This window comes from Photobacterium angustum (assembly GCF_002954615.1).
GTDB classification, from domain to species: Bacteria; Pseudomonadota; Gammaproteobacteria; order Enterobacterales; family Vibrionaceae; genus Photobacterium; species Photobacterium angustum_A.
Genome location: NZ_MSCJ01000002.1, coordinates 53291 through 68636 on the forward strand (window position 1 = coordinate 53291; position 15346 = coordinate 68636).

10 protein-coding genes and 19 tRNA genes are annotated in these 15346 nt (G+C 43.7%); 4 read left to right on the plus strand and 25 right to left on the minus strand.

Going from position 1 to position 15346, the window contains the following annotated elements; genetic code table 11:
• Positions 1 to 18 precede the first annotated feature (18 nt).
• The 5 genes from miaA to BTO08_RS13875 are packed head-to-tail and all read right to left on the minus strand — an operon-like array spanning position 19 to position 6832.
• Positions 19 to 954: a tRNA (adenosine(37)-N6)-dimethylallyltransferase MiaA gene (miaA, locus tag BTO08_RS13855; protein ID WP_045129185.1), complete on the minus strand. Its 936-nt coding sequence runs from the start codon at positions 952 to 954 to the stop codon at positions 19 to 21.
• A 2-nt stretch (positions 955 to 956) separates the two neighbouring features.
• Positions 957 to 3128, minus strand: a complete 2172-nt coding sequence (mutL, locus tag BTO08_RS13860) for a DNA mismatch repair endonuclease MutL (RefSeq protein ID WP_105061376.1) — start codon at positions 3126 to 3128, stop codon at positions 957 to 959.
• Positions 3129 to 3130: 2 nt separating this feature from the next.
• The gene (locus BTO08_RS13865; protein WP_198038471.1) at positions 3131 to 4873 is read right to left on the minus strand and encodes a LysM peptidoglycan-binding domain-containing protein; all 1743 of its coding nucleotides are present in this window, start codon (positions 4871 to 4873) and stop codon (positions 3131 to 3133) included.
• 5 nt (positions 4874 to 4878) lie between these two features.
• The gene (tsaE, locus tag BTO08_RS13870; RefSeq protein ID WP_005372826.1) at positions 4879 to 5343 is read right to left on the minus strand and encodes a tRNA (adenosine(37)-N6)-threonylcarbamoyltransferase complex ATPase subunit type 1 TsaE; all 465 of its coding nucleotides are present in this window, start codon (positions 5341 to 5343) and stop codon (positions 4879 to 4881) included.
• A gap of 4 nt (positions 5344 to 5347) precedes the next feature.
• Positions 5348 to 6832 (minus strand): NAD(P)H-hydrate dehydratase, encoded by a 1485-nt coding sequence (locus BTO08_RS13875; protein WP_105061378.1) that lies wholly within the window; start codon positions 6830 to 6832, stop codon positions 5348 to 5350.
• 200 nt (positions 6833 to 7032) lie between these two features.
• On the opposite strand from BTO08_RS13875, the gene queG reads away from it, so the two are divergent.
• Positions 7033 to 8166 carry a tRNA epoxyqueuosine(34) reductase QueG gene (gene queG, locus BTO08_RS13880; RefSeq protein WP_105061379.1) on the plus strand — a complete coding sequence of 378 codons (1134 nt, stop codon included), beginning with the start codon at positions 7033 to 7035 and terminating at the stop codon, positions 8164 to 8166.
• A gap of 748 nt (positions 8167 to 8914) precedes the next feature.
• Here the strand turns inward: queG and BTO08_RS13885 are convergent.
• The 20 genes from BTO08_RS13885 to orn form a co-directional block, all read right to left on the minus strand.
• Positions 8915 to 8990: transfer RNA gene (locus tag BTO08_RS13885), tRNA-Gly, on the minus strand.
• 52 nt (positions 8991 to 9042) lie between these two features.
• Positions 9043 to 9118: transfer RNA gene (locus tag BTO08_RS13890), tRNA-Gly, on the minus strand.
• Between the two features lie 52 nt (positions 9119 to 9170).
• Positions 9171 to 9246, minus strand: a tRNA-Gly gene (locus BTO08_RS13895).
• A 52-nt stretch (positions 9247 to 9298) separates the two neighbouring features.
• Positions 9299 to 9374 (minus strand) — tRNA-Gly (locus tag BTO08_RS13900).
• Positions 9375 to 9395: 21 nt separating this feature from the next.
• Positions 9396 to 9472, minus strand: a tRNA-Met gene (locus tag BTO08_RS13905).
• A 71-nt stretch (positions 9473 to 9543) separates the two neighbouring features.
• Positions 9544 to 9619 (minus strand) — tRNA-Gly (locus tag BTO08_RS13910).
• Between the two features lie 21 nt (positions 9620 to 9640).
• A tRNA-Met gene (locus tag BTO08_RS13915) sits at positions 9641 to 9717 on the minus strand.
• A 71-nt stretch (positions 9718 to 9788) separates the two neighbouring features.
• A tRNA-Gly gene (locus BTO08_RS22350) sits at positions 9789 to 9864 on the minus strand.
• Positions 9865 to 9886: 22 nt separating this feature from the next.
• A tRNA-Met gene (locus tag BTO08_RS13925) sits at positions 9887 to 9963 on the minus strand.
• 71 nt (positions 9964 to 10034) lie between these two features.
• Positions 10035 to 10110: transfer RNA gene (locus tag BTO08_RS13930), tRNA-Gly, on the minus strand.
• Between the two features lie 21 nt (positions 10111 to 10131).
• Positions 10132 to 10208 (minus strand) — tRNA-Met (locus tag BTO08_RS13935).
• A gap of 71 nt (positions 10209 to 10279) precedes the next feature.
• Positions 10280 to 10355 (minus strand) — tRNA-Gly (locus BTO08_RS13940).
• A gap of 22 nt (positions 10356 to 10377) precedes the next feature.
• Positions 10378 to 10454, minus strand: a tRNA-Met gene (locus BTO08_RS13945).
• 71 nt (positions 10455 to 10525) lie between these two features.
• Positions 10526 to 10601 (minus strand) — tRNA-Gly (locus tag BTO08_RS13950).
• A 21-nt stretch (positions 10602 to 10622) separates the two neighbouring features.
• A tRNA-Met gene (locus BTO08_RS13955) sits at positions 10623 to 10699 on the minus strand.
• 71 nt (positions 10700 to 10770) lie between these two features.
• A tRNA-Gly gene (locus BTO08_RS13960) sits at positions 10771 to 10846 on the minus strand.
• Between the two features lie 20 nt (positions 10847 to 10866).
• Positions 10867 to 10943 (minus strand) — tRNA-Met (locus BTO08_RS13965).
• A gap of 89 nt (positions 10944 to 11032) precedes the next feature.
• Positions 11033 to 11108, minus strand: a tRNA-Gly gene (locus BTO08_RS13970).
• A 22-nt stretch (positions 11109 to 11130) separates the two neighbouring features.
• Positions 11131 to 11207: transfer RNA gene (locus BTO08_RS13975), tRNA-Met, on the minus strand.
• A gap of 130 nt (positions 11208 to 11337) precedes the next feature.
• On the minus strand, positions 11338 to 11883 hold the full coding sequence (orn, locus tag BTO08_RS13980) for an oligoribonuclease (RefSeq protein ID WP_105061380.1): 546 nt from the start codon (positions 11881 to 11883) through the stop codon (positions 11338 to 11340).
• Positions 11884 to 11955: 72 nt separating this feature from the next.
• Between orn and rsgA the strand changes: the two genes are divergently transcribed.
• From rsgA to BTO08_RS13995, 3 genes are all read left to right on the plus strand, one after another.
• On the plus strand, positions 11956 to 13008 hold the full coding sequence (rsgA, locus tag BTO08_RS13985) for a small ribosomal subunit biogenesis GTPase RsgA (RefSeq protein ID WP_105061489.1): 1053 nt from the start codon (positions 11956 to 11958) through the stop codon (positions 13006 to 13008).
• Positions 13009 to 13207: 199 nt separating this feature from the next.
• Positions 13208 to 14080, plus strand: coding sequence for an archaetidylserine decarboxylase (gene asd, locus BTO08_RS13990; protein WP_105061381.1), 873 nt, complete (start codon positions 13208 to 13210; stop codon positions 14078 to 14080).
• Between the two features lie 301 nt (positions 14081 to 14381).
• Positions 14382 to 15098: a carbonic anhydrase gene (locus tag BTO08_RS13995; protein WP_105061382.1), complete on the plus strand. Its 717-nt coding sequence runs from the start codon at positions 14382 to 14384 to the stop codon at positions 15096 to 15098.
• The last annotated feature ends 248 nt before the right edge of the window (positions 15099 to 15346 follow it).

Consider the following 15346-nt stretch of genomic DNA (forward strand, 5'->3'; position numbering starts at 1 on the left):
TCAGAGTATACACGTTAATCAAACATCACATCTAACTGAGTTTGTGACTGTTTGTAACGCGGAATCCACATCACTACTATCCAACCAGGTCAAATCTTTCCAACCGCGAAGCCAGGTGATTTGACGCTTTGCCAATTGACGGGTAGCACAGATACCACGGAAAACCGCTTCATCTAAGTCATAATTCCCGTCCAAATATTCCCACATCTGACGATAACCAACGCAACGAATAGAAGGAAGCTCAAGGTGAAGATCACCACGCTCGTGCAACGCACGTACTTCCTGCTCAAAACCTGCCTCGATCATTTTATTGAACCTAAGCTCAATTCGTTGATGCAGTACAGCCCTATCCATGGGAGTTATTGCAAATTGATGAACCTTGTAAGGTAAAGATTCACCTTGAGTTTTTGTTAACTCAGTTAAAGTTTTACCCGAAATTCGGAAAACTTCCAATGCACGAGATAATCGCTGTGGATCATTGGGATGAATTCTTGCCCCAGCTACGGGATCAATCCTTACTAATTCATCATGCAATGCTTGCCACCCATGTTCAGCAGCATCTCGTTCAATCCCTGCGCGAACCTCAAGATCTGCAGCAGGTAAAGGCGATAAACCTTCCAATAAAGCCTTGTAGTACAACATAGTACCACCAACTAATAAAGGAATTCGCCCTGCTGCAACTATATCAGCCATTTCTTTCAGTGCATCAGCACGAAAGTCTGCAGCCGAATAACTTTGCGCTGGATCACGAATATCGATCAAACGATGCGGTGCTAATGCAAGTTCATGCGCATCAGGCTTTGCTGTACCGATATCCATTCCCTTATAAATAAGGGCAGAATCAACACTAATCAACTCAACAGGCAGTTGCTCTCGTAAACGAATTGCAAGATCGGTTTTACCCGAAGCTGTTGGTCCCATTAAAAAAATGGCTTGAGGTTGTGGCTTAGTTATCATTATTTAAATGCTTCTATTGCTGCTTGCATATCTACCGGACGAAGTAAGTGGCTTTCATGATCTGCCAAGTTCTCTCCCCATAGCTGCTCTAATTCAGAGACTAGCTGAATGGCTTGCGACAAGCTATAACTTGCCACTGTACCAACACATTGTTCAGCTAACCAATATAATAATTTATCCCACCCTTGTGCTTCTGGATCATCACAAGCAGTAAGTAGGTAGGTTAACAAATTCGGGATTAACTGTTGTAAGTTTTGTTGTCTTAATGGCATACATACTGACATGATTATTATGCCATTTCTCCCTTTCGCTTTCAGTTGAATCCCTAATTGTTTAAGTAACATCGCATGTTGTTCAGCACAGGCAATTAAATCGCTCTCTACAGGTACCGATAGTGGAATCAAAAGCGGTTGAGGTTTTAACCCTTCCGTTTGTGCTAAACGCAATTGTCCAACATAGCGCAATAACTCTGCATGATCTAAATTCAGTAAGGCAATATTGGTCTCTTGCTGCATCAATAAGTAACGCTCAGCCACCAAGCATAATGCTTTACCAAGCCCCATAGCTTTACCCGCTATCGCATGTTGTTTAACAACTGCCGTTGAAGGCATTGCTTGCCACTCTCTACGCGGCTCTGCAACACGCTCTATGGGTTGTTCTGCTAAAACATGTTCTGTCGGCGATTCCGTTTGTAACAGCTTTTGGTATGCCTTGATCTCAGCCGCCGTCGGCCCTTCCGGTTTAGGAGAACGTGAGGCGCCAGATGAAGCATCAGAAGTTCTCGTGGTATTTATTTTTTGATCACTGCCTTGTCGCTCACGAGGACTACGATCATAATGATGCTGATCTCTATTATTTGTGCTTGGTGAAGCAGAATAAGAAGATGGTTTACTATGCTCAGACGCTTCACTTACCGCATATTCAGCTGATACTGCTGAGTCACGCATATCAGTATCAATGGGTGAATCTGCTAAATATGACGATGTCGACGCAGACTTATTCCATTCCGATGACGGTGATTTATGAGGATACTCTGGTGTCGCATCTATCGCTTGAGCAACCCTTTGCGTCACAGCGTTTGTTGGTTCAATCACCACACCATCTTCATCGACTTCGATACTGTGAGCACTCGCTCGTATCGGTGATTGATACTGATGCAGCTCTTCTTCTAATGCCCCTTGCTGCAATGCACTTTGTAAGGCTTGGTAGATAAAATCATGTACCAACCGTGCTTGATGAAAACGTACTTCATGTTTTGCTGGGTGAACATTCACATCAACTTGGTGAGGATCAACATCAATATACAGTACGTAAGCTGCATACTGATCGGATCGTAAACTCGACTCATAAGCTTGACGGATCGCATGATTGATCAGCTTATCTTTCATCATCCGTCCATTGACATAACAATACTGAATATCATTTTGTGCACGAGCGCCTTTAGAGCTACATACCCAACCAGATAATTTCAAATCCCCGTGCGCTAATTCAACCACCAATGCATGTTGTAAAAAGCCTGAACCACATGCAGTTGCTAGTCGACGCTCTTTTTGAATCGGCGTTTGTGCCGTTCGGTATTGTCGAATGATCTTACCGTTATGACGCAAAGTAATAGCAACATCAAAGCGGCTTAACGCAATACGTTTGATCAACTCATCAATATGATTAAATTCTGTTTTTTCTGTCCGTAAGAACTTACGACGCGCAGGTGTATTAAAGAAAAGATCAAGCACTTCTAGCGTTGTACCTACCGGATGAGCTGCAGGTTTTAACTGGACGTCCATATCTCGCCCTTCAGCATACGCTGACCACGCTTCTTCTTGCGCTTGGGTGCGGGAGGTTAACGTTAAACGAGAGACGGAACTAATACTGGCAAGCGCTTCACCACGAAAGCCAAGACTGACTATCGCTTCAAGATCATCCAGAGTAGTAATTTTAGAGGTCGCATGACGGCTAAGGGCGAGAGCAAGCTCATCTTTAGGGATCCCTTTTCCATTATCACGAATACGAATGAGCCGGCTGCCACCTTTTTCGATATCAATATCGATTCGAGTAGCACCGGCATCAAGACTATTTTCAACAAGCTCTTTGACTACAGAAGCTGGGCGTTCAACAACTTCACCCGCTGCAATCTGGTTAGCCAGCCGAGCGGGTAAAATCTGAATCGGCATAATTAACTTCTTGGTATGATTAGCGTCTGTCCTACAGCTAGTTTATCAGAACGTAGCTTATTCGTAGCACGAATACTTGCAACTGACACACCATATTTATCAGCAATCTTACTCAAAAACTCGCCTCGCTTTACTTTATGTTGAACATATTTCGGCGCAGGAACGGCAATTTTTAATTTTTGCCCAAGCATCACATTGTCTGATTTTAGGTGGTTAAGTTGACGGATGCTGCTCATGGTAACACCATATTTTGCTGCAATCTTACCTAAATATTCACCACGGACGACTTTATGTACAATCACCTTGGTTGAGGTAACAGGTTTCACTGTAGCACGGCTCGATGTCGTACTCACCGCTTTCGTTGGCGTCGAAGCTGACGCCGTCTTAATGTTACCTGGAATGATCAACACTTGACCGATATTCACTGAGTCTGATTTCAGATTATTCGCTGCTTTGATTGATGCCATCGACACGCCATACTTCTGAGCAATACCGCTTAATGACTGACCCGATGTCACTTTATGCTTACTTCCACGTCCTTTCAAACGAGAGGCAAATAAAGTGCCTTCAGGTGGATTTGCTTCAAAATACTCCAACACCCCTTTGTAAACCGCATTCGCTAATTGGTTTTGGTGTGATGTCGTATTAAGCAATCTCTCTTCTGTTGGGTTGGTAATAAAACCAGTTTCAACCAGTAGCGATGGAATATCAGGTGATTTCAATACAGCTAAACTTGCGTATTGAGGGGCCGTTTTATGCAAACGTGCCACTTTACGTAACTCATGCAATACACGAGTGGCAACATCGTAGCCTTCTTTTTGCGAGTAACTAAATTGAAGGTCTAATACCGCTCGACCAAGATATTTATCATTGGTATTACTTGATAAAACATCACCACCGCCTAATAGCTCAGATTGTTTCTCACTTTGCTCCAACCAACGACCTATTTCAGTATTCGCACGGCGTGTGTTTAACACCCATACAGAAGCACCACGCGGTTGCGGTTTTGTAAAGCCATCAGCATGGATAGAAACTAAAAGAAGGGCTTTATTCTTACGCGCAATTTCTGAACGCTTACCCAATGGAACAAAGTAGTCACCACGGCGAGTTAATACTGCACGCATACCCGTTGTTGCATTGATCTTAGCTGCCAGTTTTTTCGCAACCGCTAGTGTGACATTTTTTTCATATTTACGCGTAGGACCAATAGAGCCAGGATCATCACCACCGTGACCTGCATCCACCGCTACCACGATATCAGCGGTACCAGATGGCATTTTCGCTAAATTATTTGCCGTCGCTTTTTCTTCTGCTTGCTCTTCTTTAGCACCCACTGTTTTAGACGTTCCATTTGGCAAGTCTAGAACTAAACGGTAACCATAACTGCCCGTTGGTGATAAAGAGAATATTGTTGGCGTTACACCACGCTTAACTTCAAAAACCAGTCGTGTTGTACCTTTAGCAGGCGCTGTACTGGTGCGAACTTTGGTTAAAATATCACTTTTCTGAACCGCAATAGGAAGTTTAGTTTTGATCTTAGTATCTTTAAGATCAACCACTAAACGAGAAGGTCCTGCTAATGAGAAGTGAGAATAGTCTGCTTTACTTTGCAGATCTAATACTACGCGAGTTTCATCTGGCGCAGGCCAGATTCTCACTCCTTTGAGTTCATTTGCCCAAGAGGCAGCAGAACTCACCAATCCGGCTCCTACTATCAGGAGCTTTAAATACGTCCGTAACGCCATCCTAATTAACTCAACTCCAAATGATTGATCAATGTTGCACCATATTCCGTATTGGCGCGGATCAATACTTTTCTCTGCTCACCGTGATAACACATTTCTAATTCAAGATCGGGTTGAGGTAATAACCCATCACCTTTCTCTGGCCATTCCACTAAGCAAATAGCATCCTGGGTGAAATAATCACGAATACCCATAAATTCTAATTCTTCAGGATCTGCAAGGCGATAGAGATCGAAATGATATACTTGCCAAGGAGCAAGATCATAAGGTTCAACTAAGGTATAAGTCGGACTCTTAACATTCCCTTGATGGCCTAGCGCACGAATAAAACCACGACTAAACGTTGTTTTTCCGGCTCCCAGATCGCCGTGAAGATAAATCGTTGTTTGTTGCGTGCAGGCTTTAGCTAATTTAAGGCCCAAATCTACTGTTGCCTGCTCATCAGCAAGGAAGGTTTCAAATGTTTGCATGTTTTTATCTTGGATTGACTAATTGACGAATAAACGGAAAGAGATCTGATGCCAGCATACCACGCTCTCCACTTTGCGCACACAAATCTGCGGCTCGGCTATGGATCCAAACTCCCGCATAGGCCGCTTCAATTAACGCTAAGCCTTGGCCGAGTAAAGCACCAATAATACCTGATAATACGTCCCCCATCCCTCCCGTTGCCATTCCAGGATTGCCGCAAGTACAAATCCATAATGTCTTACCATCATAAATTAAACTGCCAGCCCCTTTTAAAACAACAACACCGCCATAGTTTTGCTGTAAGCGCTGAATCGCGGCAAACCGATCTGCTTCAATCTCATCAATAGAGACATTCAACAATCGCGCCGCTTCGCCGGGATGTGGTGTAATGATTCGATTATCTCGGTAGTCAGGTGCTTTTGCCAGTAAATTAAGGCCATCAGCATCAATGACACAAGGTTTATCAATATGATGACACTGCGCAAAGAGAGATTGCCCCCAATCACTGGTTCCAAGCCCAGGCCCTAATACAACCACATCTGACCAAGCAAGCTTATCAACAAGTATGTTTGAAGAGTCCTGCCAACCAATGGCCATTATCTCAGGTCTCATCATCACAATTGACAGTGCATTGTCAGGTCGTGTTATCACCGACGTTAAGCCAGCACCTGCACGGGCACAGGCTTCTGACGATAATCGAATGGCTCCCGCCATTCCCAGATCACCACCAATACAAAGCACTCGCCCAAAACACCCTTTATGAGCAACACGTGAGCGTGGAAAAAGTAATGACTGTACCTGCGCTTCTGTAATGTGTAACGCTGATGGTTTCATAATTTGCGCAAATTGCAGATCAAATCCTAAGGCTGAAAAATAACGTTCTCCACAATATTCTGCTGCTTGCCCTGTTGTCAGCCCTTGTTTAAAACCAATAAAAGAGAGCGTTTGTGAGGCCTTAATAACAGCACCAAAGGTTGCACCAGTATCTGCACATAGTCCTGAAGGCACATCCACTGCAATCACAGGCGTCTTTTGATCATTTATCCAACGAATGCGTTCAGCTATTTCTGTGCGAACTTCACCTTTAACCCCAATCCCTAATAACGCATCAATAATTAACTCATAACTTGTGGTTGGCGTATCAATGATCGTTTTACCATTACATTGCAACCAGTGAGAACGAGCGCATCGGGCATCTATAGGTAAATGTTCAACATTCGGTGATTCCCACACAGTAACATCAATACCCTGATCATGTGCTAAACGAGCCACTACATAGCCATCACCACCATTATTACCTTTACCGCAGCACACTAACAGTTTTTTGCATTGAGGATACCGCAGATCCATAAGATCAAACGTTGCTTTTCCAGCACGTTCCATTAAGTGATAAAGCGTGAGACTATTTTGCTGCTCTGTGAGTAATTGTTCACCTTGCCTTATTTGTTCCGAGGTATAGAGAAATAAGGGGATATCATGAGTGATCATAGGTAAAGGCCCTCAATAAACGTGCAACAACTATAACTAATCAAAATGCACAGTGTTAATTTTATGCGTTTATAATCGCAACGTCAGAGGCCATTATCGCAGCCTATTCTTAGCAATCCACATTCTCACCGCTATGATCAAAACAAGAATATGCTAGAATGCGCCCCCTTTCATTTAGTGCAATATAAAAGAGTTCGGTTATGACTATCGATTATCATCAACTTGCTGAGCAGATCAAAACTTGGGGACAAGAGCTGGGCTTTCAACAAGTGGGTATCACTGATATTGATTTGTCACAACACGAAGCTGAATTGCAACGCTGGCTTGATGCTGGCTATCACGGTGATATGGACTGGATGGCACGTCATGGCATGATGCGTGCGCGCCCTGCTGAACTACTACCTGGCACTATCCGCGTGATCAGCGTAAGAATGAATTACCTTCCGCCTCACGCAGAATTTGCCCAAACACTTAAGCAACCTCAAAAAGCATTTATTAGTCGCTATTCACTCGGTCGTGATTATCACAAACTGATCCGTAATCGGCTTAAACAGTTAGGGCAACGTATTGAGCAAGTCGTCGGGCAGTTTGGCTGCCGACCTTTTGTTGACTCAGCGCCTATCCTAGAGCGTCCTTTGGCACAAAAAGCAGGGCTTGGTTGGACAGGCAAACATTCACTTATCTTAAATGAACAAGCAGGCTCTTGGTTCTTTTTAGGTGAACTATTAGTTGATATTCCACTACCAATTGATAAACCAAGCAGTGATCAATGTGGTAAATGTGTCGCGTGTATAACGAGCTGTCCAACAGGTGCTATTGTTGAGGAAGGAATCGTGGATGCGCGTCGTTGTATTTCATACTTAACGATTGAATTTGATGGTGTGATCCCAGAGCAATACCGCAGTGCTATTGGTAACCGTATCTATGGTTGTGATGACTGCCAATTAGTCTGCCCAATAAACAGACATGGACAATTAACAGAAGAACATGATTACCACTGTCGTGACAGCTTATACCAACAAGATTTGCTGACTCTTTATGCTTGGGATGAAACGACATTCTTAAAAAATACGGAAGGCTCAGCTATTCGCCGGATAGGCCACATTCAATGGCTCAGAAATATCACAATTGCTCTGGGTAATGCTTCTTATCAAATAGAAATTGTTGAAGCACTTCAGCAACGTCAAGGGATCTCTGAATTACTTGATACACATATCGATTGGGCGCTATCGCAACAACAACAAAGAAAAGATCAACTCGCTCTCGAAATTTTACCCACTAAAACAAAACGTTTAGTACGGATTATTGAGAAAGGCTTACCTCGAGATGCATAAGTCACTCGGGGGATATGTGGAAAACTTTTTAAAGATAGGTTTTTTCTTGGGGATAGGTAAAGATTAAACACAGGAGGTGGATAACATAATCAAGATAGTTATCCCGAAGAAGAGCATGACAAAAAAACTGTTGAAAAACAGGTGTAAATTCCAACATTTATATTATAAAACATAAAGTTAAACAAAATAAAAACACCTGTGGATAACGATAATTAAACACCATTCAAATAAAATTTCAAAGTTACTCACATAGCATCAGCACATCTAATCAACCAACTTACCCACAGTACATGTAGTGTGGATAACTCTGTTAATTTCATTGTGATCTAACGGTGAAATACTATTATAAAAATAATGTGTTAGCGCTATCTGCAATGTTATTCGCTCAGATGGCACAGCTTTATGCACTACTGTTGCAATAGATAAACATTACTAAGAAAAGAGCGTACGCGTTAGTTATATCGCGCCAATACAGCAGTATTGATGTTACAACATGAATCCCCTGTATTGCTGAGACAGCAAAAACAACCCTTAAAGGTTGCTTTATACAAAGTGAGTTCTGTTGTCGAAGCCGATCGCTTCTAAGTGGGCTTCGTAGCTAAGCTAGAAACACTTGAAGCAGTACACTGATGATATCGGTAATCGAATACCTCAGGAATACTACATTAGGACTATTACTTCACAGCAATAGTTCATCGATAAGTTCGATGATAACTCTGTTTATCTACAATGAAATAAACAATCAAATTGGAGCGACACACGAGGTTCGAACTCGTGACCTCAACCTTGGCAAGGTTGCGCTCTACCAGCTGAGCTAGTGTCGCATAGCTAGGTCTTTCACCTAACGTTCATCACTTTCGCCATGAACTATCAAATTGGAGCGACACACGAGGTTCGAACTCGTGACCTCAACCTTGGCAAGGTTGCGCTCTACCAGCTGAGCTAGTGTCGCATAGCTAGGTCTTTCACCTAACATTCACCGCTTTCGCCATGAACTATCAAATTGGAGCGACACACGAGGTTCGAACTCGTGACCTCAACCTTGGCAAGGTTGCGCTCTACCAGCTGAGCTAGTGTCGCATAGCTAGGTCTTTCACCTAACGTTCACCGCTTTCGCCATGAACTATCAAATTGGAGCGACACACGAGGTTCGAACTCGTGACCTCAACCTTGGCAAGGTTGCGCTCTACCAGCTGAGCTAGTGTCGCATCACATCTCTTAAAAGAGATTGGTTGCGGGGGCCGGATTTGAACCAACGACCTTCGGGTTATGAGCCCGACGAGCTACCAAGCTGCTCCACCCCGCGTCCGATTTTGCACCTATTTTAAGTTGGGTGACAACTATTTTTATTCACCGCCGTAGCCATGAATATCAATTTGGAGCGACACACGAGGTTCGAACTCGTGACCTCAACCTTGGCAAGGTTGCGCTCTACCAGCTGAGCTAGTGTCGCATCACATCTCTTAAAAGAGATTGGTTGCGGGGGCCGGATTTGAACCAACGACCTTCGGGTTATGAGCCCGACGAGCTACCAAGCTGCTCCACCCCGCGTCCGATTTTGCACCTATTTTAAGTTGGGTGACAACTATTTTTATTCACCGCCGTAGCCATGAATATCAATTTGGAGCGACACACGAGGTTCGAACTCGTGACCTCAACCTTGGCAAGGTTGCGCTCTACCAGCTGAGCTAGTGTCGCATCACATCTCTTTAAAAGAGATTGGTTGCGGGGGCCGGATTTGAACCAACGACCTTCGGGTTATGAGCCCGACGAGCTACCAAGCTGCTCCACCCCGCGTCCGATTTTGCACCTATTTTAAGTTGGGTGACAACTATTTTTATTCACCGCCGTAGCCATGAATATCAATTTGGAGCGACACACGAGGTTCGAACTCGTGACCTCAACCTTGGCAAGGTTGCGCTCTACCAGCTGAGCTAGTGTCGCATCACATCTCTTAAAAGAGATTGGTTGCGGGGGCCGGATTTGAACCAACGACCTTCGGGTTATGAGCCCGACGAGCTACCAAGCTGCTCCACCCCGCGTCCGATTTTGCACCTATTTTAAGTTGGGTGACAACTATTTTTATTCACCGCCGTAGCCATGAATATCAATTTGGAGCGACACACGAGGTTCGAACTCGTGACCTCAACCTTGGCAAGGTTGCGCTCTACCAGCTGAGCTAGTGTCGCATCACATCTCTTTAAAAGAGATTGGTTGCGGGGGCCGGATTTGAACCAACGACCTTCGGGTTATGAGCCCGACGAGCTACCAAGCTGCTCCACCCCGCGTCCGATTTTTCACCTGTTTTAAGTTGGGTGACAACTATTTTTATTCACCGCCGTAGCCATGAATATCAATTTGGAGCGACACACGAGGTTCGAACTCGTGACCTCAACCTTGGCAAGGTTGCGCTCTACCAGCTGAGCTAGTGTCGCATCACATCTCTTAAAAGAGATTGGTTGCGGGGGCCGGATTTGAACCAACGACCTTCGGGTTATGAGCCCGACGAGCTACCAAGCTGCTCCACCCCGCGTCCGATTTTTCACCTGTTTTAAGTTGGGTGACAACTATTTTTATTCACCGCCGTAGCCATGAATATCAATTTGGAGCGACACACGAGGTTCGAACTCGTGACCTCAACCTTGGCAAGGTTGCGCTCTACCAGCTGAGCTAGTGTCGCATCACATCTCTTAAAGAGATTGGTTGCGGGGGCCGGATTTGAACCAACGACCTTCGGGTTATGAGCCCGACGAGCTACCAAGCTGCTCCACCCCGCGTCCGATTTTGCACCTATTTTAAGTTGGGTGACAACTATTTTTATTCACCGCCGTAGCCATGAATATCACTTCTCTACCAAGTAAAAAAGTGGAGCGACACACGAGGTTCGAACTCGTGACCTCAACCTTGGCAAGGTTGCGCTCTACCAGCTGAGCTAGTGTCGCATTACATCTCTTTAAAAGAGATTGGTTGCGGGGGCCGGATTTGAACCAACGACCTTCGGGTTATGAGCCCGACGAGCTACCAAGCTGCTCCACCCCGCGTCCGATTTTTATCGAAAGGAAACAAACACGTTATCTCCTTTCGAGGCTGCGCATTATACGACTAAAATTGACTGATGCAAGGCTTCTGCAAAAAAAAACGAAGAAAGTTTTTTAAGTGCCGATTTAACCATCAAATTGTAAATATATTCTCTCGATAGTAGCGTAATTCATCAATTGAGTCGCGAATATCATCGAGTGCTAAGTGACTACCTTTTTTATTAAGCCCATCTAATAATTCAGGTTTCCATCGACGCGTTAATTCTTTTAGGGTACTGACATCTAAATAACGGTAATGGAAGTATTGCTCAAGATCAGGCATGTGCTTGTATAAGAAACGACGATCCTGACCAATACTGTTACCACAAATAGGTGAAGCTCCTTTAGGAACCCACTGCTCTAAAAATGCAATTGTTTGTGCCACCGCTTGTTGCTCTGTCACGGTACTTTTACGAATACGCTCAACTAGACCACTATTTGTATGCGTATTTGTGCACCAATCATCCATTTTATCCAACTCAGCTTCAGGCTGATGGATCGCAAGTACAGGACCTTCCGCTAAAATATTGAGTTGAGGATCAGTAACAATTGTCGCTATTTCAATGATTTTATGGGTTTCTGGGTCTAATCCTGTCATTTCAAGATCGATCCAAATGAGATTCTTGTCGCTGATTGTCATTCGATATTGCCTATTTTGTGACTAAACCATGTATGATAATACCGAAAGCTAACCAAATTGAATGATATTCTTGTGGCAAAAAAGAAAAAGCTAACTAAAGGTCAGAGCCGACGCGTCCGCTCAAACCAAAATAAACGCCTAACTCGCGAAAAAAATGACGTCCAATGGGATGAGTCATTATTAGAAAATGCGCGAGAAGGGCTTGTGATCACTCGTTTCGGCCAACATGCTGATGTCGAAGATCCCGAAACAGGCATAATTCATCGCTGTAACTTACGTCGCAGCATTCAAAGTCTCGTCTCTGGCGATCGTGTTGTTTGGCGTCCAGGGGTTGAAACCCTACAAGGTATTGCTGGCGTGGTTGAAGCTGTGCATGAGCGCCAATCAATGCTGACTCGTCCTGATTACTATGACGGCGTAAAAGCAGTCGCAGCCAACGTTGACCGTATTGTTATCGTCTCTGCTATTTTACCAGAGCTATCTCTTAACATAATCGATCGCTATATTATTGCCGCAGAAACTATCGGCATTAAGCCGCTTATTGTCGTAAATAAAGTCGATTTATTGAACGCAGACGAGCGTAAAAGTGTTGAACAAAAACTCGCACAATACGAGAAGATTGGTTATCACGTTCGCCTTGTCAGTACCGATACAGGCGAAGGCTTAGATGGCTTAAAGCAAGACTTAAAAGATCATACCAGTATTTTTGCCGGCCAATCGGGTGTGGGCAAATCAAGTATGGTTAATGCCTTAATGCCTGAAGTTGAAGCCGATATCGGTGATGTTTCAAGTAATTCAGGGTTAGGTCAACATACAACGACAGCGGCACGTTTATATCACTTTGAAGAAGGTGGTGATCTGATTGATTCACCAGGAGTGCGTGAGTTTGGCTTATGGCACCTAGAATCAGAGCAAGTAACAGAAGCTTTCGTTGAATTCCGTGATTACCTTGGTGGGTGTAAATTCCGCGATTGTAAACATAAAAACGATCCGGGCTGTATTTTGCGTGAAGCCGTTGAAAAAGGTGAAATTAGCCAAGACCGTTTCAATAGCTATCATAAGATCATTGAAAGCATGTCGGAAAATGTCGCTAACCGCCAATTTTCTCGCAACAAGCCTGACTGATCCCCTTCCCTAAGAGAGTGCCTATACTCTTTTAGGGATGCTCTCCATTTTTGGACTCGACTCTCAAACTCTTAGCCACCCCAGCAGATAACCTGACTTTCCCCTAAGAGTTAGGTATCATTGCCGATTCGGGTTGTTCTTTGTCTCTGACAGAAGCAGCTAGACTATTGATTAAGTGGTATTTTTCGGAAGATTAATTGTGCTAGATAAGATAAAAATCGGCCTGCAATATTGTACGCCAAAGCATGCGCTAACACGTTTAGTGGGCAAACTGGCTTCATTAGAAGGCGGCAAAGTAACCACAGCGATTATTCGTTGGTTCATCAAACAATACAATGTTGATATGGCAGAAGCACGTAATCCCGATCCTACGGCTTACCCGACGTTTAACGCTTTTTTTGTTCGCGAATTAAAAGATGGTGCGCGTCCAATTAATGAAGATACACGTATCATTAGCCACCCAGCAGATGCTTGCGTTAGCCAACTCGGTCCAATCAAAGAAGGTCGTTTATTCCAAGCTAAAGGTCACTACTTTGATGCTTGTGAACTATTAGGTGGCGATAAAAATCTTGCCGATGAATTTATGGGTGGTGATTTCGCAACGCTATACTTATCACCAAGTGATTACCACCGTGTTCACATGCCATGCGATGGTGTGCTGCGCCAAATGATTTATGTACCCGGCGATCTTTTCTCTGTGAACCCATTAACTGCAGAAAATGTCCCTAATCTATTTGCGCGTAATGAGCGTGTTGTGTGTATCTTTGATACCGAGTTTGGTCCATTAGCACAAATACTGGTTGGTGCTACGATTGTGGGCAGTATCGAAACGACGTGGGCAGGAACAGTAACACCGCCAACAGGCCCAGAAGTACGTCGTTGGGATTACCCAGCAACAGGTACTGAAGCAATTAGCCTGAAAAAAGGTGAAGAAATGGGCCGCTTTAAGCTCGGCTCTACGGTGATCAACTTATTCCCTAAAGGTAAGGTACGTTTTGTAGAGGAAATGAAACCGCTCCAAACAACACGTATGGGTCAGCCTTACGCAGAGCAAATCTCCCAAGATCTGTAATAATAGATAAAAGAAAAAAGGGCTATATTAGCCCTTTTTTCTTATCCACAATACGGTAAACACTAAGCTCGAGTTGACGACGCCATGTAATCATCGATCAATCATTGCACTAAAGAATATGACATTTCCTCCACTCTCAATACCGTAAACTCTTAACAAAGATAATCTTATTTTCCTTTCTCTCGTATTCGACTTACCATCATACCTATCTAGAATAAATGCCGTTATGTCAGTCCTTAACCTGACAACACCAACGCGCCGCTTTTTCACTATATAAATGCGATATAACAAAGGTTTTCACATGATAAAAAAAGCATCTTTAGTTCTTCTTTCTCTCCTTGCAGGAGTGTCTCTAACTGCACAAGCCGCTGACTGGGGCTATGGCAAAAGCAACGAACACTGGGCTGAAAGCTATCCAATGTGCGGATTAGGTAAAAATCAAAGCCCACTTAACATCACTTCTGCACTGCAAACAAACCTTGCCCCACTGCGAATTGAGTATGACGGAAAAATCACAGATATCACCAATAATGGACATACAGTGGAAGCACTCGTGAGTGGCGATAATAAGCTGATTGTAGATGGCGATACGTATACCTTGAAGCAAATTCATTTCCATACGCCATCTGAAAACTTAATCAACGGCAAACAATACCCGTTAGAAGCGCATTTTGTGAATGTAGATGATAAAGGCAATATCGCAGTTATTGCTGTGATGTTTGAAAACGGCTTACGTGAGAATGATGCTCTTAGCTCTTTACTCAAAAACATCCCAACTAAAGGTAATACCATCGATTTCACCGATGATCTGAGCCCGAATAATCTTCTTCCTCGCGAGCGAGAGTACTATCAATTCAATGGCTCACTAACGACACCACCATGTACTGAAGGTGTTCGCTGGTTTGTTTTAGAAACACCGCAATACAGCTCAAAAGATCAAACCGAGAAATTGCATCAAATCATGGGCAATAACAACCGACCAGTACAACCCATTAACGCTCGAATTATCGTTGAATAACCACGTAATGAGAATCACTTGCATTTAAGGTATAGATTCTCTATATTAAACCATCAAAGATAAGACGCCTTGAAATCCGACTTGCGGACTATCTAAATGAATTTAAGCTGTTTTAGGTAAATTTGCGGTCGCCCTGATACCGTCCTCTGTTGATGTTTATGTGCATCTTGGACGTATCAGTTAAATTTATCTTACGTAATAAAAAAGCACGGTAATAATGATAATTACCGTGCTTTTTTACGTTTATA

Bases quoted from the DNA above. Each gene is read 5' to 3' on its own strand.
- mutL (WP_105061376.1), bottom strand. From the start codon at position 3,128: ATGCCGATTCAGATTTTACCCGCTCGGCTGGCTAACCAGATTGCAGCG.
- BTO08_RS13865 (WP_198038471.1), bottom strand. From the start codon at position 4,873: ATGGCGTTACGGACGTATTTAAAGCTCCTGATAGTAGGAGCCGGATTG.
- tsaE (WP_005372826.1), bottom strand. From the start codon at position 5,343: ATGCAAACATTTGAAACCTTCCTTGCTGATGAGCAGGCAACAGTAGAT.
- BTO08_RS13875 (WP_105061378.1), bottom strand. From the start codon at position 6,832: ATGATCACTCATGATATCCCCTTATTTCTCTATACCTCGGAACAAATA.
- queG (WP_105061379.1), top strand. From the start codon at position 7,033: ATGACTATCGATTATCATCAACTTGCTGAGCAGATCAAAACTTGGGGA.
- orn (WP_105061380.1), bottom strand. From the start codon at position 11,883: ATGACAATCAGCGACAAGAATCTCATTTGGATCGATCTTGAAATGACA.
- BTO08_RS13995 (WP_105061382.1), top strand. From the start codon at position 14,382: ATGATAAAAAAAGCATCTTTAGTTCTTCTTTCTCTCCTTGCAGGAGTG.